The following is a 19,464-nucleotide window of genomic DNA, read 5'->3' on the forward strand; positions in this document are numbered from 1 at the left end:
GAAAACGGGGGTGTCTAGCCAGGGCCGCCCTGCCCTCGGCCCCCGCGAGCGGGACCGGGACAAGGCAGGCGGGCGCGAGCGCCCGCCTTGCTGCGGCTTACTTCCAGACGGCCTTGCCGTCGGCGGACTTCACTTCGCCCCAGGCGGCGCGGATTTCCTTGGTCACGGCTTCGGGCAGCGGCACGTAGTCCATGCCTTCGGCCGACTTGGCGCCGTTCTTGAAGGCCCAGTCGAAGAAGTCGAGCACGGCCTTGCCTTGCACCGGCTTGTCCTGCGACTTGTGGACCAGGATGAAGGTGGCGGCGGTCACGGGCCAGGAATCGGCGCCCGGCTCGTCGGTCAGCACCACGCCCATGCCGGGCGCGCTCTTCCAGTCGGCGTTGGCGGCCGCGGCGGCGAAGGCCTTCTGCTCGGGCTGGACGAACTTGCCAGCCTTGTTCTGCAGTTGGGTCCAGGCCAGCTTGTTCTGCTTGGCGTAGGCGTATTCGACGTAGCCGATCGAGTTCTTCAGCTGGCCGACGTAGGCGGCGACGCCTTCGTTGCCCTTGCCGCCCTGGCCGGTGGGCCACTTGACGGCCTTGCCTTCGCCGACCTGTTCCTTCCACTCAGGCGAAACCTTCGACAGGTAGTTGGTCCAGCCGAACGTCGTGCCCGAACCGTCCGAACGGTGCACCACGATGATGTCGGCCGAGGGCAGCTTGACGTCGGGGTTCAGCGCCTTGATGGCGTTGTCGTCCCACTTCTTGATCTTGCCCAGGAAGATGTCGCCCAGGACCTTCCCCGACAGCTTCAGCTTGCCCGGCTCGACGCCGTCGATGTTCACCACGGCGACCGTGCCGCCGATGACGGCCGGGAATTGCAGCAGACCGTTCTTTTCCAGGTCGGCAGCCTTCATGGGATCGTCCGAAGCGCCGAAATCGACGGTCTTGGCGATGATCTGCTGCTGGCCGCCGCCCGAGCCGATCGACTGGTAGTTCACGGCGTTGTTGGTGGCAGCCTTGTAGTCCGACGCCCACTTGGCGTAGATCGGGTACGGGAACGAAGCGCCGGCGCCGGTCACGTCGGCGGCTTGCACGGCGAACACGGCGGCGCTCAGCGCGACGCCCAGGGAAACTTGCTTGAAGACACGGTTGAACATCTTGGTTCCTTCTGTGCTCGTTAGAGGATCTGGCAGGCTTTCTGCTGCCTGTCTTTCAGCGACCACCGCATGTTAGAAGCCCAACATTACAGGCTAGTGACAGTCACATTAGGTCCCCCCCCGAAGCGCTGCGCGCTTCCCCCCCAGGGGGGCGCCGGTGGCGGACCGGCGGAGCCGGATCCGCGCGGCCTCGCTTGGGGGGCTCTGCCTCGAACGGCATTGTCGGACTGCGGCGAGACGAAGGGGACAGATCAACGTGCCCCGGGCGTGACGCTACGCGCCCAGCTTCTGCATCAGGTACTGGTGCACGTTGAAGGGCTTTGCGCGGCTTTTCACCCGGACGTAATCGCCGTCGGGCAGTTGCTGCCAGGACAGCTGGTTGTCGCGCAGCGCGTAGGTGAAGGCTTCGTCGATGACGCGCTTCTTGAGCGTCTTGTCGTAGATCGGGAAGGCGATCTCGACGCGGCGGAAGAAATTGCGGTCCATCCAGTCCGCCGAGGACAGGTAGACGGTCTCGTCGCCGTCGGCGTAGAAATAGAAAACACGCGAATGCTCCAGGAAGCGCCCGACGATGGAGCGCACCCGGATGTTCTCGGACAGGCCCGGCACGCCCGCGCGCAGCGCGCATACGCCGCGCACGATCAGGTCGATCTTGACGCCGGCCTGGCTGGCCTTGTACAGCTCTTCGATGATCTGCTCTTCCAGCAGCGAGTTCATCTTGGCCATGATGCGCGCGCGCTTGCCGGCCCGGGCCGCGCGCGCCTCGGCGCGGATCAGCTCGACCATGCCTTCATGCATGGTGAAGGGCGACTGCATCAGCGACTTGAGCGCGCGGCGCGCGCCCAGCCCGGTCAGCTGGGCGAAGACCTTGTCCATGTCCTCGCACAGCTTGGGATCGGCGGTCAGCAGGCCGAAGTCGGTGTACAGGCGCGCGGTACGAGGATGGTAGTTGCCGGTGCCCAGGTGGGCGTAGCGGCGCAGCCGGCCCTTTTCGCGGCGCAGCACCACGGCCATCTTGGCGTGCGTCTTGTGCGCCACCACGCCGTAGACCACGTGCGCGCCCACTTCCTCGAGCTTGGAGGCCCAGTTGATATTGGTCTGCTCGTCGAAGCGCGCCATCAGCTCCACCACCACCGTCACCTCCTTGCCGGCGCGAGCGGCGGCCAGCAGGATCTTCATCAGCTCGGAATCCTCGCCGGTGCGGTAGATGGTCTGCTTGATCGCCATCACGTCCGGATCCAGCGCGGCGGCTGTCAGGAAATCGATGACGGGCTGGAACGACTGGTACGGATGGTGCAGCAGCCGGTCCTGCTCGGCCACCGCCTCGAACAGCTCGGCGGGCTTGTCGCCGACGCGGTCGAACGGCGCCTGCACCGGCGCGCGGTAGTCGGGGAACAGCAACTCGGGACGCGTGTTGGCATTGCACAGCTGCATGAGGCGCGACAGGTTCACCGGCCCGGGCACGCGGTAGGTGTCCTCGGGCTTGAGCGAGAACTCGCGCTGCAGGAAGGTCTCCAGCTCGGGCGGCGTCATCTTGTCGATCTCGAGCCGCACGGCGGCGCCGAAATTGCGCTGCGACAGCTCGCCCTGCAAGGAATGGCGCAGATTGGTGACTTCTTCCTCGTCCACGAACAGGTCGCTGTTGCGCGTGACGCGCCACTGGTAGCAGCCCAGCATCTCCAGGCCGGGGAACAGCTCGCCCACGAAGGCGCGCAGCAGCGAAGTCAGCAGGATGTAGCCTTCCGGATGGCCGGACAGCTCGGGCGGCATCTTGATCAGGCGCGGCAGCGCGCGCGGCGCCTGCACCACGGCGATCGACGCCTGGCGGCCGAAGGCGTTGGCGCCGGACAGCGAGACGATGAAATTCAGGCTCTTGTTGTAGACGCGCGGAAACGGGTGCGCCGGATCCAGTCCGATGGGGGTCAGGAGCGGCATCACGTCGCGGATGAAGACCTCGTGCGCCCATTCCTGCTGCTGCGGGTTCCATTCAGAGGCATGGTGCAGGGCGATGCCCTCGGCCTGCATGGCCGGCAGGATTTCGTCGTTGAGCAGCGCGTACTGCCGCGTCACCAGTTCATGGACGGCGCGCTGCACGTTGTCGAAGGCTTGATCCGGGGTCATGCCGTCCGGGCCGACCAGGTTGGGCGACTGGCGCTGCTGCTCCTTGAGGCTGGAAATCCGGATCTCGAAAAACTCGTCCAGGTTGGAGCTGAGGATGCACACGTAGCGCAGACGCTCCAGCAGGGGAGTCGTGGGACTTTCCGCCATCGCCAGCACGCGTTCGTTGAATTTGAGCAGCGACAACTCTCGATTCAGCAGCCAGGGCTCTGCGGGCGGGCGTGTGGTCATACCAGATTCCATACATGAAGAGAGCGTGAGGTTTTACTTCAAAATCGTGACGTTTCCGTGACACATGCTGCAAGCGTAGGGTACGACAAAACCGGGACGCATGGATCACACCGCGCGCGCGCCAAGCCCCTGTTCCATAAGAGAAAACCCGAATCCGGGGGGACTGTCACATGAGGTATCTATAATCGGGCCACTCTTACAGCCATCATCACGAGCCGCATGGATCAACTTCTGGCCGCCGTGGACCTCGGGTCCAACAGCTTCCGCCTCTCCATCGGACGCATCGTCCAGCAAGACGGTACGCCCCAGATCTATCAGATCGATCGTCTCAAGGAAACCGTCCGGCTGGCCGCCGGACTGGACACCGAAAAGCGCCTTGGCGACGAGGCCATCGAACGCGCCATCGCGGTGCTGGAACGCTTCGGCGAACGCCTGCGCAGCTTCCACCCCAACCGCGTGCGCGCGGTGGCCACGAACACCTTCCGCGTCGCCCGCAACACCCGCGATTTCCTGCCTCGCGCCGAAGCCGCGCTGGGCTTTCCCATCGAAGTCATCGCTGGCCGCGAAGAAGCCCGCCTGATCTTTTCGGGCGTGGTCCATACCCTGCCCCCCTCGCCCAACAAGCGCCTGGTCATCGACATCGGCGGCGGCTCGACCGAGGTCATCATCGGCAAGGGCCATGAGCCCACGCTGATGTCCTCGCTGTACATGGGCTGCGTCAGCTACAGCCGCCAGTTCTTCTCGGACGGCGTGATCGACGCGCACCAGATGAAGCAGGCCGAGCTGGCCGCCCGCCGCGAGATCGAAGTGATCGCCAAGCAGTACCGCAAGACCGGCTGGAAGGAAGCCTACGGCTCGTCCGGCACGGCCAAGGCGCTGTTCGCCATCCTGACCGAAGGCGGCATGTCCGACCGCGGCATCACGCGCGCCGGCCTGTCCAAGCTGAAGGATCGCATCGTCCGCGCCGGGCGCGTCGTGCCGTCGGAATTGCCCGGCATCAAGGTCGAGCGCGCCGACGTGCTGCCCGGCGGACTGGCCATCATGAGCGCGCTGTTCGACGAGCTGGGCATCGAGGTCATGCACACGGGCGACGGCGCACTGCGGCTGGGCGTGCTGTACGACCTGCTGGGCCGCGACGTCGAGCACGACAAGCGCGACGAATCCGTGCGCCAGTTCATGAAGCGCTATCACGTGGACGCGAACCAGGCCCGCCGCGTGCATCACGCCGCGCTCTCGCTGTTCGACGCCATGATGCCCGAAGGCGCCGAACGCGCCGAGCTGCGCACCGCGCTGGGCTGGGCCGCCGACCTGCATGAAGTGGGCCTGTCGATCGCGCACAACGCGTACCACAAGCACACTGCCTACGTGCTGGAAAACGCCGACATGCCGGGCTTCTCGCGCGCCGACCAGCAGCTGCTGGCGCTGCTGGCGCTGGGCCACCAGGGCAAGCTGAGCAAGCTGGAGCCGCTGGTGCGCAACCACGCCCAATGGACCGCCATCCTCAGCCTGCGCCTGGCCGTGCTGCTGTTCCGCCGCCGCGGCGAGATCGAGCCGCTGCCGCTGACCGCGTCGGTGCGCGGCGACTCCATCGTCGTGCGCGTGAACAAGGAATGGCTGGCCCAGCACCCTCTCAGCGATTTCACGCTGCGCGCCGAGGAAGCCGAATGGTCCAAGGTGGGCTTTTCGTTCCAGGTGCTGGAGTTCTGACGGCGACCGCGCCCGGCTTCGCGCTTCCGACGCCCCCGGTCTTGGGGGCGTTTCTTTTCCATTCTTGAACGCGAAGGATCGGGCGAGCCCGGAACCGCCGGCCAGCCTATGAAAAAAACCAGCGTGGCGCTTGCGCGGCACGCTGGCTTTTTTTTCAAGCGGATCAAAAAGGCGACAAGTCCGTCTGCCTTTCCAGACGCCGCAATTCCTGACGCAAAGGCCGCGTGGCCCGCCGTATCAGTTTGATCTTCATACGACGGAACAGGCGGCGCATGATCAGCGCTGCCCGGTCGGGGCGGGTTGATCGAGGCCGAAGTGGCGGCGATAGCGCTCGTCCATGCCGTCCATCTTCAGCAGCACCGGGAAGTCGGCGGCGTTGAAATCCGGATCCCAGGCAGGCTGGCCGCAGACGCGCGCGCCCAGTTTCAGGTAGCCCTTGATCAGCGGCGGCACGCGGGCCGGCAGCGTGCTGTTGAGCTTTTCCACCGGGTAGCGGTGCAGCGGCTCGACATACGGCTCATCGCCCTGCGGCAGCTGCTTGGAGATGGTGCGCCACACTTCGGCGGCGGTGACGCCGTCGTCGCGCAGGCTGACGCTGGCGCAGCCCAGCACGTACTGGTAGCCGCCACGGCGCAGGTACTCGGCCAGGCCGGACCACAGCAGCATGATGACGGTGCCGTTGCGATAGTCGGCGTGCGTGCACGAGCGGCCGACTTCCACCAGCTCGTCGCGGATCGGACCCAGGCCCGAGAGATCGAATTCGGATTCGGAGTAGTAGCCGCCGGCCTCCCGGGCTTTTTCCGGGGTCAGGATGCGGTATGTACCCACCACACGGCCGGCGTCGAGTTCGCGAACCATCAGATGTTCGCAAAACGGGTCGAAGCGATCATGCTCGACACCGTCCTGGGCATCGGGAAAGACCGCGCCCATATCCTCTGTGAAGACGTCGTAGCGCAGACGTTGGATCTGCTCGATTTCGTCTGCCGTGCGCGCCAGGCCGACCACCAGCACCTTGGGGGCGGGGCCCGTCCACGGTTCGGCGGCATTACGGCTTGGGTTGATGCGTGCTAGTTCCAGCATTGCGCGAAGCTCCCAGAGAGTCCGGTCAGTTTGGACGCCCTGTATGTCAAAGACTTGACCAATATGTTACGTGACTATGAAGTTTAGTTCGGAGCAGATAGACGGTATTTCCGCAAAGCTCAACAAAACTTTACAAATCAATACGCGGAAACAACAAAGAAGGGCCACCCGCCGTCATGCGGCGGATGGCCCTGCCCGGGCGCCCGAGCGGAATCACCCCAGGCTGGCCGCGAGCTTCTCGGCGCTGGACACGGCCAGCGCCTCGTCTTCGGCTTCCACCATCAGGCGCAGCTTGGGCTCGGTGCCCGAGGCGCGGATCAGGATCCGGCCACGGCCCGCAAGCTCGGCCTCGACCGACTGGCGCGCGGCCGACAGGCCGGCATGGGTCTTCCAGTCCTGACCCGGCGCCAGCGGCACGTTGATCATCTTCTGCGGATACATGCGCAGCTCGCCCAGCCATTCGGACATGGTGGCCTGGTTGCGGCGCAGCGCGGTCAGCACCTGCAAGGCGGCGATGATGCCGTCGCCCGTCGTATGGCAGTCCAGGCACAGCAGGTGGCCGGAGCTTTCGCCGCCATAGAGCCAGCCGCGATTCTGCATCTGCTCCAGCACATAGCGGTCGCCGACGTTGGCGCGCTCGAAGCCCACGCCCAGGCGCTGCATCTCGCGCTCGAAACCGAAGTTGGTCATCAGGGTGCCAACCACGCCGTCGACCTTGCCGCGCTGCATGCGCTCGCGCACGATGGCGTACAGGAGTTCATCGCCGTTGTAGATGCGGCCGTCGCCATCGACCATCTGCAGGCGATCGGCGTCGCCGTCCAGCGCGATGCCGACCTGGGCGCCACGGGCCTGCACCTCGCGCGCCAGCAGCTCGGGATGCAGCGCGCCCACGCCCTTGTTGATGTTGAAGCCGTCCGGATGCACGCCGATGGCGTGCACCTCGGCGCCCAGCTCGCGGAACACGTGCGGCGCGATGTTGTAGGCGGCGCCGTGGGCGGCGTCGACCACGATGGACATGCCGTTCAGGTCCAGGTCGTTGGGGAAGGTGCTCTTGCAGAATTCGATGTAGCGGCCCTGCGCGTCGGACATGCGGCGGGCGCGGCCCAACCCCTCGGACCCGACACAGCCCAGCGGCTCGTCCAGCGCGGCCTCGATATCTGCCTCGATGTCGTCGGGCAGCTTCATGCCCTGCGCCGAGAAGAACTTGATGCCGTTGTCCTGGTAGGGATTGTGCGAGGCGCTGATGACGATGCCCGCCACCAGGCGCAGCGCACGGGTCAGGTAGGCGACGGCCGGCGTCGGGATGGGGCCGGCCAGCAGCACGTCGATGCCCGCCGCCGACAGCCCGGCTTCCAGGGCGGATTCCAGCATGTAGCCCGAGATGCGCGTGTCCTTGCCGATCACCACCTGCGGGCGGCTGCCGCCGCGCACCGCGTGTTCACGGGCCAGCACGCGCCCGGCGGCGTAACCCAGGCGCAGCGCGAATTCCGCGTTGATCACCGGGCCGCCGACTTCGCCGCGAACCCCGTCGGTACCAAAATACTTGCGTCGAATCATGAACAAATTGCTCCTTGTTCAGCCGCCTGCCAGACCTTCAGCGCGTCGACCGTGGCGGCCACATCGTGCACCCGCACGATGGACGCGCCACGCGCCACGCAGGCCAGGGCGGCGGCAATGCTGCCGGGCAGCCGGTCGTCGACGGACCGGCCGGTGGCCTGCCCGATCATGTTCTTGCGCGACAGGCCGATCAGCAGCGGATAGCTGGAACTGCGCAGGCTGGACAACCGGCGCAGCAGTTGGAAGTTCTGGTCCGCCGTCTTGCCGAAGCCGAAGCCCGGATCCAGCACGATGCGGCGGGGGTCCACCCAGGCGGCGCGCAGCTTCTGCGCGCGCGATCCCAGGAACAGGCCGATCTCGCCGATCAGGTCGGTGTACTCGGGCGGGCTGGCCTGCATGGTGCGCGGCTCTCCCTTCATGTGCATCACGCACAACCCGCAGCGCGACTGCGCCACCGCCTCGATGGCGCCGGGCTGCCGGAAGCCGTAGATGTCGTTGATCATGTCGGCGCCGGCATCCAGCACGGCGCGCATGACTTCGGGCTTGAAGGTGTCGATCGACAGGGGCACGCCGCAATCGCGCAGCGCCTCGATCACCGGCAGCAGGCGCGCCAGCTCGTCGGCGGCCGAGACGGGCTCGGCGCCGGGGCGGGTGGATTCCCCGCCCAGGTCCAGGATGTGCGCGCCTTCGGCGATCAGGCCACGCGCGTGCGCCACCGCCGAGTCGGTGTCGTCATGCCGGCCGCCATCGGAAAAGGAATCCGGCGTGACATTGACGATACCCATGACAAGCGGGCGCTCGAGATCGAACTCGAAGCGCCCGCAAAGAAAGTTATTCGCCATGACTCAGTATGGCAAACCTCAGACGGCGGCTGCCGTGTTGCCGCCGGCGGCCAGCCCGGTGGGCGGCGTGTCGGAGGTGTCGGACGGGCCTTGCGGCGTCTTCGGGGGACGCGGCGGGCGGCCCTCGATGATGTCGTTGATCTGGTCGGCGTCGATGGTTTCCCATTCGAGCAGCGCCGAGGTCATCACTTCGACCTTGTCGCGGTTGTCTTCCAGGATCTTGCGCGCGACGCTGTACTGCTCGTCGATGATGCGGCGGATCTCGGTGTCCACCTTCTGCATGGTGGCTTCGGACATGTGCGTGGTCTTGGTGACGCTGCGGCCCAGGAACACTTCGCCTTCGTTCTCGGCATAGACCATGGGGCCCAGCTCGTCGGTCATGCCGTAGCGCGTGACGATGTCGCGGGCGATGGCGGTGGCGCGTTCGAAGTCGTTCGAGGCGCCCGTCGTCATCTGGTCCATGAAGATTTCTTCGGCGATGCGGCCGCCGAACAGCACGGCGATGGTGGACAGCAGGCGGCCCTTGTCCATGCTGTAGCGGTCGGTCTCAGGCAGCTGCATGGTCACGCCCAGCGCGCGGCCGCGCGGGATGATGGTGACCTTGTGGACCGGGTCGGTCTTGGGCAGCAGGCGGGCGACGATCGCGTGGCCGGACTCGTGGTACGCGGTGTTCTTGCGCTCCTCTTCGGGCATCACGATGGAGCGGCGTTCCGCGCCCATGATGATCTTGTCCTTGGCCTTTTCGAAGTCGGACATGTCGACCGTGCGGCCATTGCGGCGGGCGGCGAACAGGGCGGCTTCGTTGACCAGGTTGGCCAGGTCGGCGCCGGAGAAGCCCGGGGTGCCGCGCGCCAGGACGGTCGCGTCCACGTTCGGCGACAGCGGAACCTTGCGCATGTGGACCTTCAGGATCTGCTCGCGGCCACGGATGTCGGGCAGCGGCACCACGACCTGGCGGTCGAAGCGGCCCGGACGCAGCAGCGCGGGGTCGAGCACGTCGGGACGGTTGGTCGCGGCGATCACGATGACGCCCTGGCCCGACTCGAAGCCGTCCATCTCGACCAGCATCTGGTTCAGGGTCTGCTCGCGTTCGTCGTTGCCGCCGCCCAGGCCGGCGCCACGCTGGCGGCCGACCGCGTCGATTTCGTCGATGAAGATGATGCAGGGCGCATGCTTCTTGGCGTTCTCGAACATGTCGCGCACGCGGGCCGCGCCCACGCCGACGAACATTTCAACGAAGTCGGAACCCGAGATGCTGAAGAACGGCACCTTGGCCTCGCCGGCGATGGCCTTGGCCAGCAACGTCTTGCCGGTACCGGGCGAGCCGACCATCAGCACGCCGCGCGGAATGCGACCGCCCAGCTTCTGGAACTTGCTCGGGTCGCGCAGGAAGTCGACCAGTTCCTGGACGTCTTCCTTGGCTTCGTCGCAGCCGGCCACGTCCACGAAGGTGATCTGGTTGGTGTTCTCGTCAAGCATGCGGGCGCGCGACTTGCCGAAGCTGAACGCGCCGCCACGACCGCCGCCCTGCATCTGGCGCATGAAGAACACCCAGACGCCGATCAGCAGCAGCATGGGGAACCAGGACACGAAGATGCTCATCAGCAGCGACTGCTCTTCGCGCGGCTTGCCCGACACCTGCACGCCGTACTTCAGCAGGTCGGAGACCATCCAGAGGTCGCCCGGCGAGGTCAGCGTGTAGGCGCGACCGGCGTCCGGGGTGACGTACAGCACGTCGCCGCCAGGACCACCCTGCACGTCCACCTTGCGGATGCGTCCCGCCTTGGCGTCGTCCATGAACTGCGTGTAGGTCACGCCGTCCTGGGTCTGGGCGCGTCCGTCAAACTGCTTGAAGACGGTGAACAGCACAAGGGCTATCACCATCCAGACAGCGACTTTCGAAAATGAGTTGTTCAAGGTCGATCTCCTGCTTTCGATTCCGACCGGCGACTGCGCACCCGCGTATGGCACAGTCACAAGTATGTCAATAGCCCATTCTACCCTGACGGACTGCGTTGCGTCCTGGGAGGCCTGGGAGCCGTAGGGTTACGTCTGATTCGAGGTTTTTCCGGTCGCTGTCTCGCTGGCCAGTCCAGGGGCTGGCCGTGGTTTTGTGGCGCCGGAGCGCCAGGCTCCGGCAGGGCTACTTCAGATCACGGGCGACCAGAAAGGTTTCCGAGGACTTGTCCCGGGACGCCTTCGGCTTGCGCTCGACCACCCGCTTGAAGCGCTGCTTGAAGGACTGCACGATCTGCGAAAAGCCGCTGCCGTGGAAAGCCTTGACGATCAGCACCCCGTTGGGCTTGAGATGGGCGCAGGAAAACTCCATCGCCAGCTCGCAGACATGCTGGATGCGCGCGGCGTCCGCGATGCCTACCCCGGACAAGTTGGGGGCCATGTCGGAAATAACAAGATCCACGGCGCGGGATCCCACCATTTCCTCCAATTGTTTCAGGACTTCGTCCTCGCGGAAGTCGCCCTGGATGAATTCCACCCCCGCCACGGGCTCCATGGGCAGGATGTCCAGGGCGATGATGCGCCCGTCCACGATCCCGCCCGGCCCCGCCAGGCGCTCGCGCGCGACCTGGGACCAGCTGCCGGGCGCCGAGCCCAGGTCGACCACCAGGTCGCCGCGGCGCATCAGCTTTTCGGTGTCCAGGATCTCTATGAGCTTGAACGCCGCCCGGGCCCGATAGCCCTTCTGTTGCGCCAGCTTCACATAGGGATCGTTGATGTGCTGGTGAATCCAGTCTTTGGAGAATTTATTTTTGGCCATTACCGTACAATTCCACGCATGCCTATATTAGAACTTACCTCTCGCGAGCGCAGCGACCTTCGGTCCGCCGCTCACCCCCTGCGCCCCGTCGTCCTGATCGGCGACAACGGCCTGACCGAGGCCGTGCTCAAGGAAATCGACCGGGCGCTGACTTCCCATGGCCTGATCAAGGTCCGCGCCGGCGGTGACGATCGCGAGGCGCGCGAGGCCATGCTGTCGGAAATCTGCGACAAGCTGTCCTGCGCCCCGGTACACCACCTGGGCAAGACGCTGATCCTGTTCCGCCAGCTGCCGGGCAACATCAAGCCCGCCGCACTGGCCGCCCTGGAGCCCGAACGTCCCGCCAAGCGCCGCGCCTCCGAGCCGCATACGCCCAAGAAGCTCGCCGCCGAAGGCAAGACGCTGTCCAAGCGCCCGGCGCGCCGGGCCGACCCGGACGAAGCCCCGGCCAAGCCGGCGCGCGTCCCGGCCAGCGAGCTCAACAAGAACGGCAAGCCCATGCGCCCGAGCACCCGCAAGGCATCCGGCAGCGCCCACGCGATTCCGCGCCGCGCGGGCAGCGCGCTCAGCCTGCGCGCCGGAGCCCGCAGCGGCACCAGCCGCCGCTCGTCGTCCAAGCGCTGAGTCCGGAACAAGCAAAACCATCCGGCGCAGCGCCTGTTTGCGCCGGGACTGCCCCCGCCAGGGGGCTTTTTTTCGTCTCGGGACCGCCCCGCGACGAAGTAGCCCTGGGCGCAGCGCCATCCAACACCGGGGTCGGGTCGGACGAGGAACCCGCGGCAACAAAAACGGGCGCATTACGCGCCCGATCCACCATAAGCGGTCCGCATGTTATCGCGGATTGCCGATGAACGTGAAGTTCAACCTATGGTGTTTTGATGGTCTACAGCTAAATGGGCAGCTGCGTCAGATGTAACGCACGCCCAGGACTTCATACTCGCGCACGCCGGCCGGGGCCAGGACCTCGACGACGTCGCCTTCGCTCTTGCCGATCAGCGCGCGGGCCACGGGGCTCGACACGGAGATCAGATTCGACTTGATGTCGGCTTCCACGTCGCCGACGATCTGGTAGGTCAGGCGGTCGCCCGAATCCAGGTCTTCGATATCGACGGTGGCGCCAAATACCGCCCGGCCTTCCGCGTCCAGCGAGGACGGGTCGATCAGGTGAGCGTTGGACAGCGTGCCTTCAAGCTCGGCAATGCGGCCCTCGATAAAGCCCTGACGCTCGCGCGCGGCGTCGTATTCGGCATTTTCCGACAGATCGCCTTGCGCACGCGCTTCAGCGATGGCGTTGATAACGGCAGGACGTTCCACGGTTTTCAGCCGCTGGAGCTCTTCTTGCAAGCGCTCGGCCCCGCGCACGGTCAAAGGAATGGCAGACATGTCGTTTCCCAAACAAAAGTAGAAAACGCCCCCGACGGAGCGTTCTCGGTGTGAAGGCCGTAGGCCTGTCTCTCGCGCCGCCGTTGCTGCGTGGCGACTGTTGCGGGACGGCGGGATCAGGGAAGGCGCAAGGCTGAACCCGATCGGTTTCCCCTTTGCCCGCTCTGATCGGCCGGCCGGCGAGGCGGCGGGCTGCGACCAAAACAAAACCCCGGCTCGGGTCGGAACCGGGGCAATCAAGGTCATATTGTGGTCAAAGTTCGGACGAATTGCAAGCCGCCGGAAAAACCGTCGTTTTCCGCGCATTTCGCCGCCGTAACCCGCGAGAAACCGGCGTTTCCACGCAAGAAACCGCCAGATGCGGGCTGTGCCAGCTGACAACCACCAAGAACTCTCCAGGCTTTGCGCGAGCTTTCCGCTCCAGCTGCATCCATCCGCCAACACTGCGGTGCCCGGGGCAGACTGCCATTTCAGGATGACCGCGCCCGCCTGCGCGCCGCTTTCGACCCTCCGCCCATTCCCACCGTCTTCACCCGCTGTTTATTACGAATAAATCGTTCGTTGCATAAAAGATACTGCCCAATATCGACACGGTTTTTGATAGCCGCGCGTGTGTAAAAAACCGTAGTCAAAATGCCCAAAGAAGGTATAACCGGAAAGTTGCCTTATTAATGAACAATTAAAAACAACCGGCATTTCAACCGGCGCTTCTCTTTATTACTAAAACGGGGTCGCGGAGTTTCTTCCAAAAACTCACCGCGAGAACGATTGATTGTGCGTGTTGCAGTCCGGCGGATGCATCGCAGTCATTCGGCGCGACATCCGCCTCCCATGGCGCTGTCCGGGCGGGGGAATTTCCCGGCGCGCGATGGGTCGCGTCCAAGACCGAGGAGCTCTCTCATGCTGGAAAAACTGAAAGTCCGTACCGGAATGCTGCTGGTGCTGTTCTGCTTCGTTACTGCCCTGGCGCTCGCTTGCGGGCTGGGCTGGATTAATGCCCAGCGCAGCGTCGCGGAAATAGAAGACCTGAATAATGTCGCCGTGCACCAGGTCGACCCGCTGTATGAAGCGAATGGCGCCCTGCTGCGCACCCGCCTGGCCCTGGATGCGACCATATCCGAGCTGCAATCCGGTTCCGCGGATCAGGCGGCGATATTCCTCCAGACCGCCAACAGCCAATTGCAAATGGCGCGTGAACGCTATGCCAGGTATATGGCCGTGCCCAAGACCGAGCGCGGACAACAACTGGCGCAAACGCTGCAGGCCCGGTTCAGCGAATACGCCGCCGCCCTGGATGCGCAGTATTCCGCGCTGAAGGAAAACGCCGTCCCTCGCTACCAGGAAGGGCAGCGCAAGCTGCGCCAGATCGATGAAGGCTTCACCAAGGACATGCAGGCCTTCCTGGGCCGGGTGGCCGAGCGCAGCGACGCGGTGCTCGACAGCTCGCAGCGGACCTACGCCTCGGCCCGGATTTCGGCCATCGCCCTGCTGTCCACCGCCCTGCTGCTGGCCGCGTTGTGCTGGGCCTTCATCCGCCGCGGCGTGCTGCTGCCGCTGCGGGAAGCCGGCATGCACTTCGACCGCATCGCGGGCGGCGACCTGACCAGTCGGGTGGAAACCCGTTCCAACAATGAAATCGGCGCCCTGTTCGCGGCGCTCAAGCGCATGCAGGAGGGCCTGACCCGCACCGTTTCCACGGTGCGCCAGGGCGTGGACGAGATCAACATCGGCTCGGCCGAGATCGCCGCCGGCAACGCCAACCTGTCCAGCCGCACGGAAGAACAGGCCGCCGCGCTGGAGCAGACCGCCGCCACCATGGAACAGCTGGCGGCCACGGTGAAGCAGAACGCCGACAACGCCGCCCAGGCCAACCAGCTCGCGGCCGTCAGCATGGAAGTGGCGCAACGCGGCGGGCAGACCGTGGGCCAGGTGGTCCAGACCATGCAGGGCATTTCGGACAGCTCGAAACGCATCGCCGACATCGTTTCGGTCATCGACGGCATCGCCTTCCAGACGAATATCCTGGCCCTGAACGCCGCCGTGGAAGCCGCGCGCGCCGGCGAACAGGGCAAGGGCTTCGCGGTCGTCGCCGGCGAAGTCCGCACGCTGGCCCAGCGGGCGGCTCAGGCAGCCAAGGAAATCAAGACCCTGATCGAAACCTCGGTGGACACCGTGGCGTCGGGCTCGGCCCACGTCACGGCCGCCGGCCAGACCATGCAGGAAATCGTGACCTCGGTGCAGCGCGTGGCCGACATCATGGGCGAAATCTCGGCGGCCTCGGCCGAGCAGGCCGGCGGCATCGACCAGATCACCCTGGCGGTATCGCAGATGGACGAGGTGACGCAGCAGAACGCCGCGCTGGTGGAAGAGGCCTCGGCCGCCGCCTCGGCCATGGAGGACCAGGCGCGCAAGCTGGCCGAGGCCACGGCGGTGTTCAAGACCCAGTCGGGTCAGGTGATCGAGGCCGAACCGGCGGCCGTCCTGGCCCATGGCGCCCGGGCGACGCGCCTGTCGCGCCCCTGAGCCAGGCAGGCCTGATCGGGCCGGGCGCTCCACGCCCGGCCCGGCGGGCCTTATTTCCTGCGACGCAGCAAGGCGTACAGGATGATGGCGCCGAACGTGGCGGTGCCGATCCCGCCCAGCGTGAAATTACCCAGCTTGACGGTGAAATCACCCGCGCCCAGCACCAGCGTGACCGCGGCCACGATCAGGTTGCGGTTATCGCTGAAATCGACCTGGTTCACCACCCAGATACGGGCGCCGGCCACGGCGATCAGGCCAAACACCACGACCGACATGCCGCCCAGCACGGGCGCCGGGATGGTCTGGATCAGGGCGCCGAACTTGGGCGAGAAGCCCAGCACGATGGCGATCAGGGCCGCCACCACGAAGACCAGGGTGGAATAGATGCGGGTCACGGCCATCACGCCGATGTTCTCGGCATAGGTGGTGACGCCGGTGCCGCCGACCGCGCCGGACACCATGGTGGCCACGCCGTCACCGACGAACGCGCGGCCCAGGTAGCGGTCCAGGTCCTGGCCCGTCATGGCGCTGACCGCCTTGACGTGGCCCAGGTTCTCGGCAACCAGAATGATGGCGACCGGCACGATCAGGCCCATGGCCTCGGCCTTGAACACCGGCGCCGCGAAATGAGGCAGGCCGAACCAGGCCGCCGCCGTCACGCCCGCGAAGTCCACGGGCTTGCCCAGGCCCAGGACATTGGCGCAGATCACGTACACCACGCAGGCCAGGATCAGGCCCACCAGGATCAGCAGCCGCTGCACCATGCCGCGCGTGTACACGGCGATGCCGCCCACGCACAGGACGGTGACGAGGGCCATGGCGGTGTCGAAGCCCGACTGCCCCATCGCGCCCTTGGCCGCGATGGGCGCCAGGTTCAGGCCGATCACGGCCACCACGGCACCGGTCACCACCGGCGGCATCAGCGTGTCGATCCAGCCCGCCCCGCCGCCGGCGCGCGCATTAACGGCCCAGACGATCAGGCCGATCAGGGTATAGGCCAGGCCGCAGGCGATGATGGCGCCCAGCGCCACGCCGATATTGGCGTTGGCGCCGCCGCCCGCATAGCCGGTGACGGCGATGACGCCGCCGATGAAGGCGAAACTGGACCCCAGGTAGCTCGGCACCCGCCCGCCCACGAACAGAAAGAAGATCAGCGTGCCGATGCCCGACATCAGGATGGCGACGTTCGGATCGAACCCCATCAGCAGCGGCGCCAGCACCGTGGAGCCGAACATGGCGACCACGTGCTGCGCGCCCATGGCCACGTTCTTGGGCCAGGACAGCCTTTCGTCGGGCGCGATGATGACGCCGGGCTCGGCGTCGTCCGCCAGGCGCCAGCGCGGAAAGTACGATTTGGACATGGATTCCCCAGGATGTTGTCGGGTCGATGAGCCCGGACGGCGCCCGCTCCAGTGAGCCAAGCGACGGGCGGGCGCCAGTGTAAAGGCCCGCACGAACCCCCTGCAATATTTAAGTCCTCCCCCATAAAACATGTAACGCGCGCACCAGCGGGATGCCACGGATCCGGCTCCGCCGGTCCGCAGGCATGCCCCCTTGAGGGGGAGGCGCGCAAGCGCCTCGGGGGTGGGCCTTAATTTCAGCGCCGAAATGCCGTACTTGTCAGGACCTACCCCAGAAAATCACCAACAACGCGGGACTATCATGGCCATCAACCCTATCGGCAGCACCTCGAATAACGCCATGTTCGACCTCTGGAACCAGAAAATCCGGGCGAACAGAGAGGACAAGAGCGCGGACGGCTCGGATCCGGTCACCATCTCGGCGGACGGCAAGCTGCGTCTGAACGGCGAGCAAAGCGGCCTGAACGGCTCGAACAAGAAGGCCGAAGAGGCCGCGGACCTCGAGCCCAAGGAAGACGACGACATCTACACCCGCCAGATCAAGCAGTTGCTGCGCCAGCTGAGCAAGGTCATGGAGCAGATCCGCAAGATCGAGGCCAGCAGCATGCCGGCGGAGCAGAAATCGGAACAGCTGCAGTCCCTGAATTCGCAGGCCACGCAGATCATGGGCCAGATCCAGAAGGTCCTGATTGCCAAGGCCAAGGCGGCCAAGGCGGCCGGCTAGCCCTCTTCCCCTTCCGCTGCCGCACGCTTTCGGAGCCGCCCGTGCCCATCGATCCCATCAATGGCAGTTCCCACAGCAGCATGCTGGACCTGTGGGCACAGAAGATCCGCGCCAACAAGGAAGCCAAGGAGGCCGCCAGCACGGCCGACCCGGCCGACCCATCGGCCAGCGTGCGCGTCAACGGCGGCAAGTTGGGCAGCGTCGCCCAAAGCCAGGAATCCGCCTCGGCCGAACCCGAGGACGAATACACGCGTACCCTGAAGCAGCTCTATGCCCAGCTGGCGCGCGTGATGCAGCAATTGAAGGAAGCACAGAATGCCGACCTGCCCAGCGAGCAGAAGCTGGACCAGATTCAGACGCTGAACACGCAGGCGGTCAATATCCAGGGCATGATCGCCAAGGTCCAGTCCGAGCAGATGAAGAGCGCCGAACGGCGCGTGCGCGCGGCGCAGGGCTAGTGTGCTGCCCGGTGGATGCGTCCGCACTGCGGGACAGCGCAATAGTCGATGGGTGCGCGGTTAGCGCGACGCCGCGCGTCGCGTTAAGCTCCCGGGATCCACTTCCCTTACCGCTACGTACCCCGCATGACTGAAATCTGGTTCATCCGCCACGGCGAAACCGACTGGAACCGCCAGCGCCGCCTGCAAGGCTGGCAAGACATTCCGCTGAACGAGGCCGGCCGGCAGCAGGCCGCGCAACTGGCCGCGCGCATGCGCGACGAGGCCGTCCAGACGCGCTTCGACGCCCTCTACAGCAGCGATCTGCAACGCGCCCGCGATACCGCTCAGCCCGTGGCCGAGCAGTTGGACCTGCGCATCCGCACCGAGCCCGGCATCCGCGAACGCGGCTTCGGCGTGCTGGAAGGGCTGGATCTGGAACACATCGACACGCTGGCCCCGGCGGCGGCGGCCTCCTGGAAAAGCCGCGATCCGCTGCGCCCGCTGGACGGCGGCGAAACGCTGGGCCAGTTCCAGTCGCGCGTGATTTCCACGGTGGACGACATCGCCGGACGCCACGGCGGCGAGCGCATCATGCTGTTCACGCACGGCGGCGTGCTGGACATCGTCTGGCGCCACGCCAGCGGCGTGCCGCTCAACGCCCCGCGCGACGCGTCGATGCTGAACGTCAGCATCAACCGCGTCGGCGTGAGCGGTCGCGAATGGCAGGTGCTGGATTGGGGCGACGTCAGCCACGTGAGCGGCGAAACGCGCAACGACGTGGTGCGCTGACGCCCCGGGCGGACGGAATCAGCCCGCCTTGCGCGGCTTGCGCGGCGCGTTGCGCGCCAGCCTGTCATAGACCGCATTGGGCAACAGGCGCATCAGCCGCGCCACCACGCCCATCTGCCACGGAATCACCCGATACGACGCGCCGCGCTCGATGGCGACATGGGCGCGCCGGGCGAAATCCCCGGCATCCATCAGGAATGGCATCGAATAGGGGTTGTGCGCCGTCATCGCGGTCTTGATGTAGCCCGGCGCGATGGTCACGACCCGGATGCCGTCCCCCGCCAGTTCCAGCCTCAGGCTTTCGCAATAGGTCGTCACCGCCGACTTGGACGCGCTGTAGGCGCCCGCCCCCGGCAGCCCGCGCACGCCGGCCACGCTGGAAATTCCCACCAGCCGCCCGCCGCCGGCGTCGCGCATCGCGCCGACGAAAGGCTCGAAGGTCGCCACGGTGGCCAGCAGGTTGGTATCGACGATGGCCTTGAACACGTCATAGTCCTCGCCATGCTCGGTCAAGGTGCCGGCGCTGATGCCGGCGCTGGCGATCACCACGTCCACCCGCCCCTGGCAGAAGGCGATGAAATCCGTGGCGGCCGCATGCAGGGCCTGGCGGTCGCGCACGTCCACGGCATAGCAGCGGTGCTGTCCGGGCAGGCTGGCGGCCAATTCCCGCAAGGCCGTCTCGCGACGGCCCAGCAGGCCCAGGGTCGCGCCGGTCTCGGCGTAGCGCTGCGCCAGCGCGCGACCCAGACCGCTGCTGGCGCCGGTGATGAAGACTCGGTTCATGACGGATGGAGA

At 66.0% G+C, this 19,464-nt stretch carries 16 protein-coding genes; 6 read left to right on the plus strand and 10 right to left on the minus strand.

What is annotated here, in order from left to right; translation table 11 throughout:
• Positions 1 to 97: 97 nt before the first annotated feature.
• Both pstS and ppk1 read right to left on the minus strand, forming a co-directional pair.
• A complete protein-coding gene (pstS, locus tag C2U31_RS27665; RefSeq protein WP_103275729.1) occupies positions 98 to 1,138 on the minus strand; it encodes a phosphate ABC transporter substrate-binding protein PstS in 1,041 nt (346 codons plus the stop codon).
• Between the two features lie 273 nt (positions 1,139 to 1,411).
• Positions 1,412 to 3,487, minus strand: a complete 2,076-nt coding sequence (gene ppk1, locus C2U31_RS27670) for a polyphosphate kinase 1 (protein ID WP_103275730.1) — start codon at positions 3,485 to 3,487, stop codon at positions 1,412 to 1,414.
• Positions 3,488 to 3,706: 219 nt separating this feature from the next.
• Between ppk1 and ppx the strand changes: the two genes are divergently transcribed.
• On the plus strand, positions 3,707 to 5,194 hold the full coding sequence (gene ppx, locus C2U31_RS27675) for an exopolyphosphatase (protein WP_103275731.1): 1,488 nt from the start codon (positions 3,707 to 3,709) through the stop codon (positions 5,192 to 5,194).
• Between the two features lie 276 nt (positions 5,195 to 5,470).
• Here the strand turns inward: ppx and C2U31_RS27680 are convergent, their stop codons facing one another.
• From C2U31_RS27680 to C2U31_RS27700, 5 genes are all read right to left on the minus strand, one after another.
• Positions 5,471 to 6,274: a GNAT family N-acetyltransferase gene (locus C2U31_RS27680; RefSeq protein ID WP_103275732.1), complete on the minus strand. Its 804-nt coding sequence runs from the start codon at positions 6,272 to 6,274 to the stop codon at positions 5,471 to 5,473.
• A gap of 213 nt (positions 6,275 to 6,487) precedes the next feature.
• Entirely contained in the window at positions 6,488 to 7,831 is a 1,344-nt protein-coding gene (gene glmM / locus C2U31_RS27685) for a phosphoglucosamine mutase (RefSeq protein ID WP_103275733.1), read from the minus strand.
• On the minus strand, positions 7,828 to 8,673 hold the full coding sequence (gene folP / locus C2U31_RS27690) for a dihydropteroate synthase (RefSeq protein ID WP_103275734.1): 846 nt from the start codon (positions 8,671 to 8,673) through the stop codon (positions 7,828 to 7,830). The genes glmM and folP overlap by 4 nt, the downstream gene beginning before the upstream one ends.
• Positions 8,674 to 8,691: 18 nt before the next feature.
• A complete protein-coding gene (gene ftsH / locus C2U31_RS27695) occupies positions 8,692 to 10,590 on the minus strand; it encodes an ATP-dependent zinc metalloprotease FtsH (protein WP_103275735.1) in 1,899 nt (632 codons plus the stop codon).
• Between the two features lie 226 nt (positions 10,591 to 10,816).
• Positions 10,817 to 11,449, minus strand: coding sequence for an RlmE family RNA methyltransferase (locus C2U31_RS27700; protein WP_103275736.1), 633 nt, complete (start codon positions 11,447 to 11,449; stop codon positions 10,817 to 10,819).
• A gap of 18 nt (positions 11,450 to 11,467) precedes the next feature.
• Between C2U31_RS27700 and C2U31_RS27705 the strand changes: the two genes are divergently transcribed.
• Entirely contained in the window at positions 11,468 to 12,073 is a 606-nt protein-coding gene (locus tag C2U31_RS27705) for a YhbY family RNA-binding protein (protein ID WP_103275737.1), read from the plus strand.
• 282 nt (positions 12,074 to 12,355) lie between these two features.
• On the opposite strand, the gene greA is transcribed toward C2U31_RS27705, so the two are convergent.
• Positions 12,356 to 12,832, minus strand: coding sequence for a transcription elongation factor GreA (gene greA, locus C2U31_RS27710; RefSeq protein ID WP_103275738.1), 477 nt, complete (start codon positions 12,830 to 12,832; stop codon positions 12,356 to 12,358).
• A 900-nt stretch (positions 12,833 to 13,732) separates the two neighbouring features.
• Here greA and C2U31_RS27715 point away from each other — a divergent pair.
• Positions 13,733 to 15,355, plus strand: a complete 1,623-nt coding sequence (locus C2U31_RS27715) for a methyl-accepting chemotaxis protein (protein ID WP_103275739.1) — start codon at positions 13,733 to 13,735, stop codon at positions 15,353 to 15,355.
• 50 nt (positions 15,356 to 15,405) lie between these two features.
• Here the strand turns inward: C2U31_RS27715 and C2U31_RS27720 are convergent, their stop codons facing one another.
• Positions 15,406 to 16,716, minus strand: a complete 1,311-nt coding sequence (locus C2U31_RS27720) for a solute carrier family 23 protein (protein ID WP_103275740.1) — start codon at positions 16,714 to 16,716, stop codon at positions 15,406 to 15,408.
• A gap of 301 nt (positions 16,717 to 17,017) precedes the next feature.
• On the opposite strand from C2U31_RS27720, the gene C2U31_RS27725 reads away from it, so the two are divergent.
• The 3 genes from C2U31_RS27725 (at position 17,018) to C2U31_RS27735 (ending at position 18,669) form a co-directional block, all read left to right on the plus strand.
• Positions 17,018 to 17,440, plus strand: coding sequence for a hypothetical protein (locus tag C2U31_RS27725; RefSeq protein WP_103275741.1), 423 nt, complete (start codon positions 17,018 to 17,020; stop codon positions 17,438 to 17,440).
• A 41-nt stretch (positions 17,441 to 17,481) separates the two neighbouring features.
• Entirely contained in the window at positions 17,482 to 17,898 is a 417-nt protein-coding gene (locus tag C2U31_RS27730; protein WP_103275742.1) for a hypothetical protein, read from the plus strand.
• 126 nt (positions 17,899 to 18,024) lie between these two features.
• Entirely contained in the window at positions 18,025 to 18,669 is a 645-nt protein-coding gene (locus C2U31_RS27735) for a histidine phosphatase family protein (RefSeq protein ID WP_103275743.1), read from the plus strand.
• 18 nt (positions 18,670 to 18,687) lie between these two features.
• On the opposite strand, the gene C2U31_RS27740 is transcribed toward C2U31_RS27735, so the two are convergent.
• Positions 18,688 to 19,452: an SDR family oxidoreductase gene (locus tag C2U31_RS27740; protein ID WP_103275744.1), complete on the minus strand. Its 765-nt coding sequence runs from the start codon at positions 19,450 to 19,452 to the stop codon at positions 18,688 to 18,690.
• Positions 19,453 to 19,464 lie beyond the last annotated feature (12 nt).

It is taken from the genome of Achromobacter sp. AONIH1, assembly GCF_002902905.1.
Lineage (GTDB): Bacteria > Pseudomonadota > Gammaproteobacteria > Burkholderiales > Burkholderiaceae_B > Achromobacter.

Excerpts from the sequence above, each read along its gene's own strand:
- pstS (WP_103275729.1), bottom strand. The coding sequence starts at position 1,138 with ATGTTCAACCGTGTCTTCAAGCAAGTTTCCCTGGGCGTCGCGCTGAGC.
- ppk1 (WP_103275730.1), bottom strand. The coding sequence starts at position 3,487 with ATGACCACACGCCCGCCCGCAGAGCCCTGGCTGCTGAATCGAGAGTTG.
- ppx (WP_103275731.1), top strand. The coding sequence starts at position 3,707 with ATGGATCAACTTCTGGCCGCCGTGGACCTCGGGTCCAACAGCTTCCGC.
- C2U31_RS27680 (WP_103275732.1), bottom strand. The coding sequence starts at position 6,274 with ATGCTGGAACTAGCACGCATCAACCCAAGCCGTAATGCCGCCGAACCG.
- glmM (WP_103275733.1), bottom strand. The coding sequence starts at position 7,831 with ATGATTCGACGCAAGTATTTTGGTACCGACGGGGTTCGCGGCGAAGTC.
- folP (WP_103275734.1), bottom strand. The coding sequence starts at position 8,673 with ATGGCGAATAACTTTCTTTGCGGGCGCTTCGAGTTCGATCTCGAGCGC.
- C2U31_RS27700 (WP_103275736.1), bottom strand. The coding sequence starts at position 11,449 with ATGGCCAAAAATAAATTCTCCAAAGACTGGATTCACCAGCACATCAAC.
- C2U31_RS27705 (WP_103275737.1), top strand. The coding sequence starts at position 11,468 with ATGCCTATATTAGAACTTACCTCTCGCGAGCGCAGCGACCTTCGGTCC.
- greA (WP_103275738.1), bottom strand. The coding sequence starts at position 12,832 with ATGTCTGCCATTCCTTTGACCGTGCGCGGGGCCGAGCGCTTGCAAGAA.
- C2U31_RS27715 (WP_103275739.1), top strand. The coding sequence starts at position 13,733 with ATGCTGGAAAAACTGAAAGTCCGTACCGGAATGCTGCTGGTGCTGTTC.
- C2U31_RS27720 (WP_103275740.1), bottom strand. The coding sequence starts at position 16,716 with ATGTCCAAATCGTACTTTCCGCGCTGGCGCCTGGCGGACGACGCCGAG.
- C2U31_RS27725 (WP_103275741.1), top strand. The coding sequence starts at position 17,018 with ATGGCCATCAACCCTATCGGCAGCACCTCGAATAACGCCATGTTCGAC.
- C2U31_RS27735 (WP_103275743.1), top strand. The coding sequence starts at position 18,025 with ATGACTGAAATCTGGTTCATCCGCCACGGCGAAACCGACTGGAACCGC.
- C2U31_RS27740 (WP_103275744.1), bottom strand. The coding sequence starts at position 19,452 with ATGAACCGAGTCTTCATCACCGGCGCCAGCAGCGGTCTGGGTCGCGCG.